The sequence below is a fragment of the Bacillus sp. Bvel1 genome, assembly GCF_014872755.1.
In the GTDB taxonomy this organism is placed as follows: domain Bacteria; phylum Bacillota; class Bacilli; order Bacillales; family Bacillaceae; genus Bacillus; species Bacillus velezensis.
The window spans coordinates 867,245-885,054 of the sequence record NZ_JAAOBZ010000006.1; the positions used below are offsets into that span (position 1 = coordinate 867,245).

The following is a 17,810-nucleotide window of genomic DNA, read 5'->3' on the forward strand; positions in this document are numbered from 1 at the left end:
AAATTCATATTGGAGGCGAAGTTCATGGCGGCTGCCGGAATAGAAGCGATAAATGTGTTTGGCGGGACGGCATACCTTGATGTCATGCAGCTGGCGGAGTATAGAAACTTAGACCCTGCCAGATTTGAGAATTTACTGATGAAAGAAAAAGCGGTGGCGCTTCCGTACGAAGACCCCGTCACATTCGGCGTTAACGCGGCAAAGCCGATTATTGACCGATTGACAGAGGCTGAAAAAGACAGAATCGAGCTGCTGATTACCTGCTCGGAGTCCGGCATCGACTTCGGAAAATCACTCAGTACATATATTCATGATTATTTAGGCCTCAACCGGAACTGCCGTTTATTTGAACTGAAGCAGGCCTGTTATTCAGGAACGGCGGGTTTGCAGATGGCGCTTAATTTTATTTTGTCGCAGACATCCCCCGGAGCGAAGGCGCTTGTCGTCGCGACGGATATTTCCCGGTTTTTAATTGCCGAAGGCGGCGATGCGTTAAGCGAGGATTGGTCTTACGCCGAACCGAGCGCCGGAGCGGGTGCCGTCGCCTTATTGATCGGTGAAAACCCAATCGTATTTCAGGCGGATGCGGGCGCCAACGGCTATTACGGCTATGAGGTGATGGATACATGCCGTCCGATCCCGGACAGTGAAGCCGGTGACGCCGACTTGTCATTGATGTCTTATCTCGATTGCTGTGAACAGACATTTCGCGAGTACAAAAACCGTGTGCCGGGCGCTGACTATAAAGAGACGTTTCACTATCTTGCCTTCCATACACCGTTTGGCGGCATGGTCAAAGGAGCTCACCGGACGATGATGCGCAAGCTTGCAAAAGCGAAAAACGCTGAGATCGAACAGGATTTTCAAACCAGGGTAGAGCCGGGGCTCCGCTACTGCCAAAGAGTCGGAAACATTATGGGGGCAGCCTCTTTACTGGCTCTTGCAAGCACGATTGACCAAGGGGCATTCGACACTTCTAAGCGGATCGGCTGTTTCTCGTACGGCTCCGGATGCTGTTCGGAATTTTACAGCGGCGTTGTGACGCCTGAAGGACAAACGCGGCAGCATTCTTTCAAAATAGAAGAGCATCTGAACAACAGATACAGGCTGTCCATGGAAGAGTATGAAGAACTGTTTAAAGGCAGCGGTCTGGTGAAGTTCGGAACCCGGAATGTCAAATTGGATATGAATATGATTCCGAACATTTTAGACCATCATGCCGGGAGCCCTCGTTTATATTTGGAAGAAATCACGGAATTTCATCGGAAATACAGGTGGATGCCGTGACCTATGAGACGATCAACGTCCGTTTTCAGCAAAATGTCTGCTTCATCACCTTTGATCGGCCTGAAGCCAACAATACGATTAATGAGCGTTTAGTGGAGGAATGCCTGCACGTTCTTTCTGAATGTGAGGACTCCGTGACCTCCGTAGTGCTTGAAGGGCAGCCGGAGGTATTTTGTTTCGGGGCGGATTTTGATGAGATGTACCGGAAAATGAGGCAGGGAATGCAGCATGCGGAATCGCAGGAGCCGCTTTACCGTTTGTGGCTGGCATTAAAATCCGGGCCGTACATCACAATCGCCCGCGTCCGCGGAAAAGTAAATGCTGGAGGTGTCGGTTTTGCCGCCGCGTGCGATATCGTCATTGCAGAGGAGAGTGCTTCGTTCAGTTTATCTGAACTGTTATTCGGACTTTATCCAGCCTGCGTTCTGCCGTTTTTAATTCAAAGAATCGGATTTCAAAAGGCGCATTATATGACGATTATGACAAAGCCCGTGCCGGCGCATCAGGCGCTTGAATGGGGACTTTGTGACGTATGCGTTCCGGACTCAGCAACAGAGCTGAGAAAGCATTTGCTGCGTCTTCGCCCGCTGTCGAAAAAAGCAGTCATCCGCTATAAAAAATACATGGATTCCTTAAACGACCTTGTTCATCGTTCGAAATCCATTGCTTTAGCCGAAAATCAAGCGATGTTTTCAGATCCGGATAACCAATCAGCCATTTTCCGTTATGCAGAAACGGGGCGGCTTCCTTGGGAAACGGAGAACAGTTAGGAGGATATCATGCCGAACGCCGCAGTTGAACTGCTCGAAATTGAACCGGATATTATCCAAGTGACAATGCAGGATAAAGCCCATAAAAACGCCTTCTCCAAAGAACTGACGGATGGATTGATGGAAGCATTCACCCGTATAAAAAAATCGTCAGTCTATAAAGCTGTGATTTTAACAGGATACGGCCATTACTTTGCTTCCGGAGGCACACAGGAAGGTCTGCTCAGGATTCAGCAGGGCATCACGAAGTTTACGGAAGACCGCATGTATTCTTTGGCGCTGGAATGTGATATCCCCGTTATTTCAGCCATGCAGGGCCACGGAATCGGAGGCGGGTTTGTCATGGGGCTTTTCAGTGATTTTGTCATTTTAAGCAAAGAAAGCGTGTATACCGCAAACTTTATGAAATACGGTTTCACTCCCGGAATGGGGGCTACCTTTATCGTTCCGGAGAAGCTTGGGGCAAGCCTCGGCCATGAAATGCTGTTAAACGGCGGCCACTACCGCGGCGGTGACCTGGAGAAAAGAGGAGTGCCTTTTCCGGTGCTTCCGCGGCAGGAAGTATTAGACTATGCGCAGGAATTGGCCCGTGAGCTTGCGGAAAAACCGAGAAACTCTTTAATTACATTGAAAAGGCACTTGGTGACGCCGTTTCGCGAGCAGCTTCCGGCTGTCATTGAGAAGGAGTTAATCATGCACGATGAGACGTTTCATGATGATGAAGTGAAAAAACGAATCACGACGATGTACGGAGTATAAGACATACATCTTACATACAGATGAAATGGAGGCAGCTCTATGAAAAGTGATATGAAGGCAAGCGGGTTACTCAAGCCATCTGTCAGCTACGGAAAACCATTGCGGCTTTCAGCGGATCAGCCGATGACGATTCCTGAAGTCCTGCACAAAACCGCCGCGGCAGCGGGAGATCAAAAGGGCATCACATATATACAGCCTGACGGCACCAAAGTGTACCAGACTTACAGCGGCCTGAAAAAGATCGCTCTTTCGATTGTGAAAGGGCTCCGCCAATCAGGAGTGAAGGCTCAGGATGAAGTCATATTACAGCTCAGTGACAATTCCCAGCTGATTCCTGCGTTTTGGGGCTGTGTTTTTTTAGGAGCGATCCCGGTTCCGCTTGCGGCCGCTCCGGCTTATACAGAAATGAACAGCGGGACGCAAAAACTGAAAGACGCCTGGACGCTTTTGAATCAGCCGTATGTCATCACAAGCCGTGAAGTGCTGCCGGAGATGACTGAATGGGCGGAGGAGCAGGAGCTTTCCGGGTTTTGCGCTTTGGCGGCAGAAGATCTCAGTGCGCATGAAATGGATACGGACTGTCATCATCCCCGTCCGGAAGATTTGGCGATGCTGCTTTTGACCTCGGGAAGCACGGGCACGCCGAAAGCCGTGATGCTCAGCCATGAAAACATCGTCTGCATGGTCAAAGGAAATATTCAGATGCAGGGCTATACAAGTGAGGATGTCACGTTTAACTGGATGCCTTTTGACCATGTCGGCGGCATCGGAATGCTTCATCTTCGTGATGTTTATCTCGGATGTGAGGAAATCAACATACCGAGCGAATCCATTTTGATGGATCCTTTAAAATGGCTCGACCTGATTGATCATTACCGCGCTTCGGTCACGTGGGCCCCCAATTTTGCCTTTGGGCTGCTTGCCGATTTCGCAGAAGAGATTCAAACGCGGAAATGGGACTTATCTTCCATGCGTTATATGCTGAACGGCGGGGAGGCCGCGGTGGCGAAAGTCGGACGCAGAATTATGGAGCTTTTAGAGCCGCACGGTCTGCCGGCTAATGCCATCCGTCCCGCATGGGGAATGTCCGAAACGTCTTCGGGCGTTATTTTCTCAGATGAGTTTACACTGGAAAACACGAGTGACGACGATCGTTTCGTCGAGATCGGTCTGCCGATCCCGGGGTTTAATATGAGAATTACGGATGACCGCAATCAAGTGGTGGAAGAAGGAGAAATCGGCCGCTTTCAAGTGTCCGGTCTGACTGTAACGAGCGGATATTATGAGCGCCCGGACTTAAACGAGAGTGTCTTTACAGAAGACGGCTGGTTTGAAACGGGAGATCTCGGATTTCTGCGTGAAGGCCGCCTGACGATAACGGGGCGCACGAAAGATGCCATCATTATCAACGGTGTGAATTATTACAGCCACGCCATTGAATCAGCCGTTGAGGAATTGCCGGAAATTGAAACGTCATATACAGCGGCATGCGCCGTCCGGCCGAATCAAAGCACGACAGATGAGCTGGCGATTTTCTTTGTGACGTCTGTTCCATTGGATGAGAACCGCATGACGAAGCTTCTTCATCACATTCACCAGCACGTGACACAGAGAATCGGCGTTACCCCTGATTATCTGCTTCCGGTCGCAAAAGAAGACATTCCTAAGACGGCAATCGGGAAAATCCAGCGCACTCAGCTGAAACATTCATTCGAACAAGGGCAATTTGATTCATTACATAATAACAGACAAGAAGGCGGCAATTCAGCCCCGGCTTCTGCAGAGAAAGAAATTGAACGGGATTTTATCCGTTTTCTGAAAGAGGAACTTTCCATCGCGGATGAGCTTGTTGATCCAAATACACCGTTTCAAAGCCTTGGCGTTAATTCCATCAAGATGATGAAACTCGCCAGATCAATTGAAAAAACGTATCACATCCGGCTGACGGCAAGAGAGCTGCACAAAAACCCGACGATTGGCGCTTTAGCGGCTTATACTGCTGAAAAAGCGGCAAACATGTCAGCGGAGCATCATTCCCAAAAAGCCGAACCGCCGGCAGAACGGCAGAGACGGCAAACGGCGCCGGCGCTTTCAGAAGTCCAAAAAGGGCTGTGGACATTGCAGAAAATGTCGCCTGAAACGACTGCATACCATGTCCCGCTCTGTTTCCGATTCACAACCGGAATCGACAAAGAGAAACTGAAACAGGCGTTTCAGCTCGTATTAAAGCAGCATCCGATGCTCAAAAGCGCCGTGAATGAAACAGACGGCGGGTTTTATTTCATAGAAGCGGCAGATCCTTTTGTATTCTCGGAAGAAGATATTTCTGACGTCAATGAATCACAAATACCCGCTCTGATACGGAAAAAAGTGAAAGAGCCGTTTGTCAAAGAAGGCGGGCCTTTGCTGCGCGTGCAGCTGCTTTCAAAATCCGCCTCGGAACATTATCTTTTGACGGTCATTCACCACATCGTGTTTGACGGTTTTTCATCCATTACATTTATTCACAGTCTGCTGGATCACTATCAGGCGCTGCTGGAGGGAAAAGAAGGGTTTACGGCCGCCGCTCCCGGCATTCATTCCGATTTCGCGGCTTGGGAAAAGCGGTATTTAGCGAGTGAAGAAAGCAAAGCTGCCCGCGCTTACTGGATGAAACAGCTCGGGGGCGATCTGCCTGACCTTCAGCTTCCGCCGATGCGCACGGACAGCAGCGTTCCGGAGTTTACAGAAGATACGCTGACACGCCGTTTTCCCGAACGGCTGCTGAATAATCTAACGGCGTTTGCCGCATCCCGTTCGATTCATTTGTCTACCGTTATGCTGAGCTGCTATATGGTGCTTTTAAGCAAATATACGGATAAGGAAGATATTGTGACAGGCATGCCTGCAATGGTCAGACCTGAAGAACGCTTTGACGGAGTGGTCGGCCATTTCCTCAACATGCTTCCTATACGGAGCAGAGCCGGACGAAAAGAAACATTTGCTGACTTTGTTCAAAAGGTGCAGGATGCCGTTCTGGACGGACTGGATCACTCCTTTTATCCGTTTCCGAAAATGGTGCGTGATGTGCATGCGAAACCCCTGCAGAACGGTTCGCCTGTTTTCAGCAATGCCTTTTTCTATCAGAACTTTCTGCAGCATTCAAGCTATCAATCGATGCTGGATGAATACAAGGAATTCTCCTGTGAGTTTGTAAAAGACATTCATCAGGAGGGGGAATATGATCTTGTATTTGAAATGTGGGAAGAAGCATCAGGTATGGATCTTACGATTAAATACAGCACCGAATTATTCGACGAAGCAGGGGCGGCCAGACTTTTCAGCCAATTTGTACAGGCCGCTGAAGCTTTGACGGCGAATGCGGATATGCCGCTTGAGAACGTTTCTCTCATGACAAAAAGAGAGGAGCACATGATTCTTAAGACTTGGAATGAGACAAGCCGTGAATATCCGGATGCCTGCTTCCATGAATTATTCGAACGTCAGGCGGCAGAAACGCCGGACGCTTGTGCGGTCGTGTATGAACAGCAAAAGCTGACATACCGTGAGCTTGATGAAAAAAGCACGAAGCTGGCGCTCTATTTGCAGGCGCACGGTGCAGGCCCTGATGATCTCATCGGCATTTATACAGACCGTTCATTGCATATGGCTGTCGGCCTTCTCGGCATTTTAAAAGCCGGGGGAGCGTATGTGCCGCTTGATCCTTCTTATCCCGCTGACAGATTGGAATATATGGTCGCCGACAGCAGGATTTCAATGTGTCTGACGACAGCTGATTTAGAGCACTCCTTGAACTGGGGAGGCGTGCAGACAACTGCCATTGACCGCGATTGGTCTCGTATTGAAAGTACAGCCGCGGAAAGAACGTCGCTGAAGCGGTTAGTGACACCTGACGATCTGGCGTACGTCATTTACACGTCGGGCAGCACGGGCAAACCGAAGGGCGTGATGATTCCGCACCGGGCGCTGACCAATTTCTTAATCTCGATGGCGAATGAACCGGGGCTTACGTCCGAAGACAAACTGCTTGCCGTCACGACATATTGCTTTGATATCGCGGCACTGGAGCTTTACCTCCCTTTAATCAAAGGAGCAGAGTGCAACATCTGTAAGACAGAATTCACAAAAGACGCACGGAAGCTGAAAGAGCTGATTCAAGAGTACAAACCGACGATCATGCAGGCGACGCCGTTTACGTGGAAAATGCTCTTTCATTCCGGATGGTCAAATGAAGAAAAAGTGAAAATCCTTTGCGGCGGAGAGGCGCTTAGCGAACAATTGAAGCAGCAGTTTCTCGATACGAAAAGTGAGGCTTGGAATATGTTCGGGCCGACAGAGACGACAATCTGGTCCGCGGTGCAGCGTATAACGGAAAATGAGAGCGCGCTTACGATCGGGCGCCCGATCGCCAATACCCGTGTGTATATTATGGATTCCGCTCTCAACCCTGTTTTAGAAGGGATGCCGGGAGAACTTTGTATTGCGGGAGACGGATTGGCAAGAGGGTATTTCAACAAGCCTGAGCTGACAGATAACGTTTTCGTCAGCCACCGGCTCGAATTGGGATCAAAGCTTTATAAAACAGGCGATATGGCGCGTTTTCTTCCCGGCGGCCGCATTGAATACATGGGACGGATGGACACCCAAGTCAAAATCCGCGGCTACCGGATTGAACCCGGAGATATTGAGAGCCGGCTGAATGCCTATCCGGCCGTACAGGAAAGCGTAGTGGTTGTGAACAATCACTCCGGAAATGAAAAACTTTGCGCATTTTATATCCTGAAAAACGGAGAGCCGCTTCCGTCTGCAAAGGAATTGCGCAATCATTTGAAACAAGCGCTGCCGGCCTATATGACGCCAGCTTCGTTTATCCGTCTTGAAGAGCTGCCGCTCACACCGAACGGAAAAGTTGACCGCAAGCTTCTTGCTGCGCGCGATCTGACGGAAAAGCAGCCGGACACACAAACATTTTCATCATCTCATATCCAGCAGGCGGTGCTGGCGATTTGGCAGGATGTATTGAAAAGCAAAGATATAGAGCTTGATGACCGCTTTTTTGATGCGGGGGGAGATTCGCTTCTTGCCGTGACTGTCACTGACCGGATGACGCAGGAACTGGATTGTGAATTCAGTGTAACGGAGCTGTTTGAATACGCGACGGTAAAAGACATCAGCCGGTACATCACAGAACAAAAACTGAAAGAAACCGTTTTGGCTCCTGTGCCGCAAAAGAAAGTGAATACAGAAGACCGGGAACACCCAGCGGGAGAAATTCCCGATTATTATGAGGACAGTGTCGCGGTTATCGGTATATCCTGTGAGTTTCCGGGAGCAAAAGATCATTATGAATTTTGGAATAACATCAAAGAAGGCAAAGAAAGCATCACCTTCTTTTCAAAAGAGGAGCTCCGCCGATCCGGTGTTTCTGAAGAACTGGCTGATCATCCCGGCTTCGTTCCGGCTAAATCAGTTTTAGAGGGGAAAGAAATGTTTGATCCCGGTTTCTTCGGCTTTTCACCGAAAGATGCGGAATATATGGACCCTCAGCTGAGAATGCTTTTGCTCCATTCATGGAAGGCAATCGAGGATGCGGGATATATCTCAAAAGAAATTCCGGAAACAAGCGTGTATATGTCTGCAAGCACGAACTCTTACCGCAGCCTGCTGCCGGAGGAGACGACAGCACAGCTGGAAACGCCGGATGGCTACGTATCATGGGTGCTTGCCCAAAGCGGCACGATTCCGACGATGATTTCTCATAAACTCGGGTTGAAAGGGCCGAGCTATTTTGTCCATGCCAACTGCTCATCTTCGTTAATCGGCCTGCATTCGGCTTTTCAAAGCCTGCAGTCCGGCGAAGCCAAGTATGCCCTTGTCGGCGGTGCGACCCTTCATACGGAATCAAGTGCCGGATATGTTCATCAGCCGGGGCTGAATTTTTCAAGCGACGGGCATATTAAAGCGTTTGACGCGGCTGCTGATGGAATGATCGGCGGTGAAGGAGCCGGCGCCGTGCTCTTGAAAAAAGCGTCGGATGCCGTTAAGGACGGCGACCATATTTATGCGCTGCTGCGCGGAATCGGCGTCAATAACGACGGAGCGGATAAGGTCGGATTTTATGCGCCGAGCGTCAAAGGACAGGCTGAGGTCATTCAGAAGGTCATTGATCAGACCGGCATCCATCCTGAAACGATCGCGTACGTCGAAGCTCACGGCACAGGAACAAAACTCGGCGACCCGATCGAACTGTCCGCACTTCAATCGGTGTACGGCCGATATACAGATAAAAAACAATACTGCGGCATCGGTTCAGTCAAAACAAATCTCGGGCATTTGGATACAGCGGCCGGAATGGCGGGCTGCATCAAGGTTGTCATGAGCTTATATCATCAGGAAATCGCGCCGAGCATCAATTACAAAGAGCCGAACCCGAATCTTCATTTAGAAGACTCTCCGTTTTACGTAGCGGGAGAAAAGAAAGAGTTAACCCGTGAGAACAGAGCGCACCGCATGGCTTTAAGCTCTTTCGGTCTTGGCGGAACAAACACACACGCGATTTTTGAACAATATCCGGATGCATCCGAAGCAGCAGACGCTGCCGGTCCGTTCATCATTCCGTTGTCTGCCAGAAAAAAAGATCGTCTGAAGGAGTACGCAAAACAGCTGCTGGCTTTTCTGGAAAGAAAAACGGACGCCGGCCTCGCTGATCTTGCCTACACGTTCCAAGTCGGAAGGGAAGCGATGGAAGAGCGCGCGGCCTTTATCACAAGCGGCACTGCGGAGCTCAAGCGGCAGCTTGCCGATTTTATCAATGATAAGCCGGCTGTAACAGGCTGCTTTAGAGGAGAAAAACAGCAGGCAAAAGATATTGCCTGGCTTTCTGATGATGATGACAGCGCTGAACTCATTGAGAAATGGCTTGCGAAAGGAAAAGGAACGAAGCTCTGTGAAATGTGGAGTAAAGGTGTCGCCATTAATTGGCACAAGCTTTACAAAGACAAGCATCCGAAACGGATCAGCGTGCCGGTCTACCCGTTTGCAAAGGAGCCGTACTGGCCGAAAAAAGCAGAAAAGAAAACATCTGCCGCACACACCGGAGTCTCAGTTTTACACCCGCTTGTGCAGCAAAATACGTCAGATTTGGCCGTTCAGCGGTTCAGCTCACGGTTTACAGGCTCAGAATTTTTCCTGAAGGATCATGTGGTCAGGGAAAAAGCGGTGCTGCCGGGAGCGGCATATTTGGAAATGTCTTATGAAGCGGTAAAACGGGCGCTTGGCGGCTTATTAAAAGACCAAGACAGAATAACGCTCCATCATACCGTCTGGATGAAACCGATCGTCGTTCACGAACAAGAGCGCCAAGTCCATATCGCGCTGTTTCCTGAAGAGGACGGCATCATCTCATATGACATTTACAGCGTAAACGCTGACGATGAAGAAGTGCTGCACAGCCAAGGACGGGCTGAAATCATAAAGGCTGAACGAGAGCCTGAGGCCGACCTTTCTGCCATACAAAACAGATGCACAGCGGACATTCTTGATCCGGCGGCCTTTTATCGGGAAGGCCGGAGCAGGGGGATGTTCCACGGAAAAGCCTTCCAAGGCATTAAGTCCGCCTTTATCGGCGAGAAAGAAGTGCTTTCGGATATACAGCTTCCGGATTCTGTTTCTCATACGAACGGACAATTTACGCTTCATCCGAGCATCATTGATTCGGCTATTCAGACGGCGACGATCTGCATTATGCAGGAGTTTTCCGGACAAAAGCTGATTCTGCCGTTTGCGCTGGAATACCTTGAAGTCATCAAACCATGCACACCGACTATGCGGGCGCATGCACGCTTCAGCGAAGGATATCAAACCGGTGATTCCGTGCAGAAAGCCGACATTGACCTGTTCGACGAAACAGGAGCGCTTTGCGTGAAGGTGAGAGGATTCTCTACGAGAGTGCTTGAAGGCGATGCAGAATCGGCTCAGCGGCCATCAGGCTCGGAAAAGGTCTTGTTTGCACCGGTTTGGAAAGAAGCCGCCGCATCCGAGAAAGCTTCTGTCCATGCTGATGAGCATTTGATCATACTTTGTGAAGATGCCTGCCGTATAAAAGATGAAGCGGCATCCGGCCTGAAAGACGCCGAGCTGCTGATTGCAGAAGGTGAGGGAGAAACAGCCGCTGAACGCTTCCAAGGCTACGCGCAGACAATCGCCGAACACATCCGGCGGATCATCAGCGAAAAAAGGCAGGGCCGCATTCTGATTCAGACTGTTATTTCAGCAGACGGCAGCCAGCAATTGTTTGCGGGGTTAACAGGTTTGTTAAAAACAGCCGAGCTGGAATACGGAAAACTTGACTGTCAGCTCATCGAGATGGAATCAATCGGCGAAATGCCGGCTGCCGCTCAAAAACTGAAAAACGACAGCCATCGGCCGCATGATAAACATATCCGTTATACAGGAGAAAAACGGTATGTGAAGGCTTGGGAAGAAATGCATCCTGCAGGTGGCGGCGCCGTCTGGAAGGACGAAGGCGTATATCTGATTACCGGAGGCGCAGGAAGCCTGGGGTTGATGTTCGCAAAAGAAATCGCTGGTCGCGTAAAACACCCGAAAATCATTCTGACCGGCCGCTCAAATCTGGCAGAAGCCAAACAGCGTGAACTTGCTATGCTTCAGGACTCAGGCGCAAATGTCGTCTACAAAAAGCTGAATGCGGCAGACCGGCGGGAAAATGAAGCGCTGATAAAAGAGATTACGGCGGAATTCGGGGAGCTTAACGGAATTATTCACGCAGCGGGCGTGATACAAGACCGTTTCCTGCTGCAAAAAACGAAGGAAGAGTTCAGGGAAGTGCTTGATCCGAAAGTGATCGGCACCGCTTATTTAGATGAAGCCAGCAAAGACTGCAATCTTGACTTTTTCGTATTGTTCTCCAGTGTTTCCGGCGTTCTCGGCAATGTCGGGCAGGCTGATTATGCCGCCGGCAACGCGTTTATGGATGCATACGCCGCTTACAGGCAATCCCTTACGGAGAATGGCCTGCGGCACGGAAAAACGATCGCCTTTAACTGGACGCTGTGGAAAGATGGCGGTATGCAGGCGGGAGACGAGACGGAAAGAATGATGAAAAAAGCTTTCGGCATGGTTCCGCTTCAAAAGGCGTCAGGCCTGGCTGCATTTTATGAAGGAATGGCTCAGGAAAGGCCGCAGCTTTTAGCAGCTGAAGGACACGCAGCAAAATTAAAACAGTCGTTCCTGTCCGTTTCTGAAACTGAAAAGCCGCAGGTGGAGAAAATAGAGCCTGTATCCGCCGTTTCGGGAGACAAATGGCACGGTGCGCTTATCAGATTGGTCAGTTCAATTTTAAAAGTCGGCCAAGACGAGATTGATATTGATACGGAACTGAGTGAATACGGTTTTGATTCCGTATCCTTTACCGTCTTTACGAATCAATTAAATGAAGCGTATCAGCTGGAGCTGGCACCGACGATCTTCTTCGAGCACGGGACGATCCGCAGTTTAGCAGAGTATTTGTCGGATGAAACAGAAAGAGGTCTTCCTTTTCAGCCGGAAGAAAAACACGATGCAGAAGAATCTCTTCAAGCGCTTCACACCGCTTTGACAGCCATGGTAAGCAGCATTTTAAAAGTTGACCGTGAGGACATTGATACAGATACGGAACTGAGTGAATACGGTTTTGATTCCGTATCCTTTACCGTCTTTACGAATCAATTAAATGAAGCGTATCAGCTGGAGCTGGCGCCGACGATTTTCTTTGAGTACGGAACGATCAGTAATCTCGCCGGATATTTGGCAAAAGAACATCCGGGCCGTTTCGGCGAAAAGAAGAAGGAGTCTCCGAAAAAAGAGCAGCCAAAAGCCCAAAAACCGAAAATGCAGCGGAAAAAGCGCTTCGCAACGGTAATGAACGCTAGGGCAGCGGCACAAGAGCCGCGCCGCTTGGACCCGGTTGCCATTGTCGGAATCAGCGGCCGATTCCCGGGCGCGAAGGATATAGAGGAATTTTGGCGCAATCTGAAAGAAGGAAAAGATTCTATCACAACCATTCCGAAAGAACGCTGGGATTGGCAAGCGTTTGATGGCGACCCGAACCTTGAAAGGAACAAAACGAATATCAAGTGGGGCGGCTTTATCGACGGAATAGCTGAATTTGATCCGCTGTTCTTTGGGATTTCACCGCGGGAAGCCCAATATTTAGATCCGCAGCAGCGGCTGTTATTGACTTATGCATGGCGGGCGATAGAAGATGCGGGCTGTAAGCCGGAAAGCCTTTCCGGCACAAATACGGGTGTCTTTATCGGCACCGGAAATACCGGTTATAAAGATTTGTTCACAAGGGCAGGTCTTGCGCCGGAAGGACATGCGGCGACAGGCAGCATGATTCCTTCCATCGGTCCGAACCGTTTAAGCTATTTGTTAAATCTTCACGGGCCGAGCGAGCCGGTTGAAACGGCATGTTCAAGCTCGCTTGTTGCGATTCACCGGGCGGTATCCGCTATAGAAAACGGAGAATGCGACATGGCGATCGCCGGGGGAATCAACACGATTCTGACGGAAGAAGCGCATATCAGCTACAGCAAAGCAGGCATGCTCAGCAAAGACGGAAAATGCAAAACCTTCTCCAAAGATGCCAACGGGTATGTCAGAGGAGAAGGCGCGGGAATTCTGATGCTGAAGAAACTGACAGATGCAGAACGTGACGGCAATCCGATTTACGGCGTGATCCGCGGTACGGCTGAAAACCACGGCGGCCGGGCGAATACGTTAACCTCGCCGAATCCGAAACTGCAGGCTGATTTATTGGTGAAAGCATATCGGAAAGCGGGAGTGGACCCGAGCACCGTCACGTATATTGAAGCGCACGGTACAGGAACGGAATTGGGCGACCCGATTGAAATAAACGGTTTGAAAGCGGCGTTTCACGAGCTGGCGAAAACAAATCAAGAGCCTGAAGTCTCCGATCACCGCTGCGGCATCGGTTCGGTCAAGAGCAATATCGGCCATTTAGAGCTTGCCGCGGGAGTATCAGGCGTCATGAAAGTGCTTTTGCAAATGAAGCACAAAACGCTGGTGAAAAGCCTGCATTGCGAGACGATCAATCCGTACATTCAGCTCGATGACAGTCCTTTCTACATCGTGCGGGAAAATCAGGAATGGACGGCAGCGAAAGATAGAAACGGAAATGCGATTCCGCGCCGGGCCGGGGTCAGCTCATTTGGCATCGGCGGGGTCAACGCCCATATCGTCATTGAAGAGTATGTCCCGAAAGCAGCCGCGCAGCCTGAGCACAGCCCGGAAAATCCGGCAATCATCCTTTTGTCCGCCAAATCAAAAGAAAAACTGTTTGAACAGGCGCAGCAGCTGCAAAAAGCGATCCGTCAAACGCCGTATACAGATCAAGACTTGGCGGGCGTCGCTTATACGCTGCAAACCGGAAGGGACGAAATGGAAGAGCGCCTGGCCATTCTTGCAGCGACGATGGCGGAATTGGAAACAAAGCTGGAAGCATTTACGAAAAATGAGAAAAACATCGCCGGGCTGTATACCGGCCAGTCTCACCGCAATAAAGATACGTTTGCCTTGTTCACGGCAGATGAAGATATGGACATCGTCATTGACGCCTGGATTAAAAAAGGAAAATTCGCCAAGCTGGCAGAGGTATGGGTGAAAGGCGGCGTGTTGAATTGGAACCGGCTGTATGAAAAGGGCACGCCGCGTTTACTCAGTCTTCCGTCTTATCCGTTCGCAAAAGACACGTATTGGGTGCCTGAGAATCCTGACAAAAATAAGGTCCATACAGAGGAACGGATGAAACGTATTCTGACAAAACAATGGGAACCGAGCCCGCTCGAACTGCGTGAACCGTGCCCACGTTCCGTTGCGATTTTGACAGGCGGGGACACGATCAATCTCGCAGAAGAGATCGCAGCGCATATGCCGAATCACCGTATTATCACAACATCAGACCTTACCGGTGAATATGACTGGCAGGCGTTTGGCGGAGTCATCGACCTTCTCGGTGCAGCGAAAGAAGAAGCTTCTGGAGATATGACCGGTATCAAATGGCTTCAGCAATTGATTGAGCATGGGCATAAAGAAGGGATAACACTGCTTTGTGTCACGAAAGACCTTGAGTCAATGGGGAAAAAGGCCAATCAAATAACGGGAGCAAAACGGGCCGGGCTGTACAGAATGCTGGCATGCGAGTACAGTCATCTGTCTTCAAGGCATCTCGACCTTGAAGGAGCGCTTTCGGATGACAAACTGGCGAAGCAGATTGCCGATGAGTTTCATGCCCGTACTGATGACGCGGAAGTTTGCCGGAGGGACGGCTTGCGCTACCGCGCCGTATTGAGCGGCTCAGAAAATATGAATATGCAAGGCGACAGAATTGATTTTCCGGATAACCATGTGCTTCTGATCACCGGAGGGACGAGAGGGATCGGCCTTTTATGCGCACGCCATTTTGCCGAACATTACGGAGTGAAAAAACTGGTGCTTACAGGCCGTGAGACCCTTCCGCCGCGAAGTGAGTGGACGGGCGGACTGAATGGGGTGACGGCTTCTGTAAAAGCGAAAATTGAAGCTGTTCTCGACTTGGAGTCCAAAGGTGTACAAGTGAAGGTATTGTCAGTCCCGTTAGCTGATGAAGCCGGGCTGAGACAGGAATTGAGTCAGATCAAACAGACGCTCGGACCTATCGGCGGCGTGATTCACTGCGCGGGTGTGACCGATAAAGAGACGCTCGCATTCATCAGAAAAACCGATGAAGACATACAGCGCGTGCTCGAGCCGAAAGTAGACGGGCTTCAGGCGTTATACAGTGTGCTCAGCGAAGAGCCGCTGAAGTTTTTCGTCTTGTTCTCTTCTGTGTCAGCTGCGATACCGGCGCTTTCGGCAGGACAGGCCGACTATGCCATGGCCAATGCGTATATGGACTATTTTGCAGACTCATACAAAGAGCAGCTGCCGATCGTAAGCATTCAGTGGCCGAACTGGAAAGAAACCGGAATGGGCGAAGTAACAAACAAAGCTTATAAAGAGAGCGGGCTATACAGCATCACGAATGCAGAAGGGTTACAGCTCCTTGACGGCATACTTCTTGAATCAGCAAGGGGCCCGGTGCTGCCGGCCGTTCTGAATCCTAAGCTGTGGAAACCGGAGCGATTCCTGCGGCGGAGCAGGCAGGATCAGCCAATGAGCCCGGCTATGGTAAAATCGGCGGAAAAAACCGCTGATACCGCCGCAGACAACGCTCAATTAACAAGGAAAACAGAAGAATGGCTGAAAGAATTATTTTCTGAAGAGCTGCGGATTGACCAGGATCAGCTTGAGACAGACGTATTATTCCAAGATTACGGAGTGGACTCCATTATCCTTGCTCAGCTTCTGCAGCGGATCAATCGGAATCTCTCGGCATCGCTTGACCCGTCCATTCTGTATGAATATCCGACGATTCAATCTTTCGCAAAATGGCTTCTCGAAGGATATACAGAAGTTTTGTCAGAACGGTTTGATTTGGCGGCGGCTGAGCCTGTTATGAAGAAGCCGGCTGAGCCGGTAATTGTAACACAAGCCGTTAAGGTGCAAGAAGAGGCGGCCGAAAAACAGATTCACCGGGAAGATATCGCGGTCGTCGGCATGTCCTGCCGGTTTCCGGGGGCGGCTTCCTTAGAGGCGTACTGGTCGCTTTTGGCTGAAGGCCGTTCGGCTATCGGTCCTGTTCCGGCTGAGCGATGGGGGTTGAAGACGCCTTATTACGCGGGAATGCTTGATGGAATTCATCAATTTGATCCGGACTTCTTTTTACTGGCTGAAGAAGATGTAAAGGCAATGGACCCTCAAGCTTTGGCCGCTCTGGAAGAATGTCTTAACCTGTGGTATCACGCGGGCTATACGCCGGATGAGATAAAGGGAGAAGCAATAGGTGTGTACCTCGGCGGACGCAGCCGTCACAGACCGGGTGAAGAGAAACTGCTGGATGCGAAAAACCCGATCGTCGCGCTGGGCCAGAATTATTTGGCCGCCAATCTCTCTCAATATTTTGATATGCGCGGCCCGAGTGTTGTACTCGATACGGCTTGTTCTTCTGCTTTAGTCGGAATGAATATGGCCGTGCAGGCTCTTGTAACAGGAGAAATAAAAGCGGCCGTCGTCGGCGGCGTGAGCCTGTTTGAATCAGAAGAAACCCATAAATTATTTGAACAGCGCGGCATATTAAGTAAAGCGCAGTCGTTCCATGTATTTGACGAACGCGCCGATGGAGTCGTGCTGGGCGAGGGTGTCGGAATGGTTCTTTTAAAAACCGTGTCTCAGGCCATTGCAGACGGAGATTCTATTTATGCCGTAGTGAAGGCGGCATCCGTCAATAATGACGGAAGAACGGCAGGCCCGGCTACGCCGAGTCTGGAAGCGCAAAAATCCGTCATGAAGACGGCTCTTGAAAAAAGCGGAAAACAGCCGGAAGACATTACTCATATTGAAGCGAACGGTTCAGGCACGGTCGTGACGGATCTGTTAGAACTGAAGGCCATTCAATCCGTCTACCGTTCAAAAGACGCCGGCCCGCTCGGAATCGGATCTGTGAAACCGAACATCGGGCACCCGCTTTGCGCGGAAGGAATTGCAAGTTTCATAAAGGTTGTTCTCATGCTGAAAGAAAAGAGCTTTATCCCGTTTTTATCAGGTGAGCATGAAAACACACATTTTGATAGAGAAAAGGCCAATATTCAGTTCAGCCGCACTCTGGCAGACTGGCCGTCACCAATGCCGGCGGCAGGAATTAACTGCTTTGCCGACGGCGGAACAAATGCCCACGTCATTGTGGAAGCGTGGCAGGGAGACGAAGGGCGCCGAATCAAGCGCCACCCTTTAACACCGCCTGCATTAAATAAGCGGCTGATTTCGCCGGACAGCAAAGAAGAAACGAACGAAAAAGCTGCGGCAAACATCTGGGATACCTATGAAGTGGAGGTTTAA

The 17,810-nt window shown here is 50.3% G+C and carries 4 protein-coding genes; all 4 read left to right on the forward strand.

The window, feature by feature from the left end; all coding sequences use genetic code 11:
- Positions 1 to 24: 24 nt before the first annotated feature.
- The 4 genes from HAP68_RS08325 to HAP68_RS08340 are packed head-to-tail and all read left to right on the forward strand — an operon-like array spanning position 25 to position 17,810.
- Positions 25 to 1,287, forward strand: coding sequence for a hydroxymethylglutaryl-CoA synthase family protein (locus tag HAP68_RS08325; protein ID WP_003154098.1), 1,263 nt, complete (start codon positions 25 to 27; stop codon positions 1,285 to 1,287).
- Positions 1,284 to 2,057 carry an enoyl-CoA hydratase/isomerase gene (locus tag HAP68_RS08330; RefSeq protein WP_024085319.1) on the forward strand — a complete coding sequence of 258 codons (774 nt, stop codon included), beginning with the start codon at positions 1,284 to 1,286 and terminating at the stop codon, positions 2,055 to 2,057. The genes HAP68_RS08325 and HAP68_RS08330 overlap by 4 nt, the downstream gene beginning before the upstream one ends.
- 9 nt (positions 2,058 to 2,066) lie before the next feature.
- On the forward strand, positions 2,067 to 2,816 hold the full coding sequence (locus HAP68_RS08335; RefSeq protein WP_003154094.1) for a polyketide synthase: 750 nt from the start codon (positions 2,067 to 2,069) through the stop codon (positions 2,814 to 2,816).
- A gap of 39 nt (positions 2,817 to 2,855) precedes the next feature.
- Positions 2,856 to 17,810, forward strand: a complete 14,955-nt coding sequence (locus tag HAP68_RS08340; RefSeq protein ID WP_024085320.1) for a non-ribosomal peptide synthetase — start codon at positions 2,856 to 2,858, stop codon at positions 17,808 to 17,810.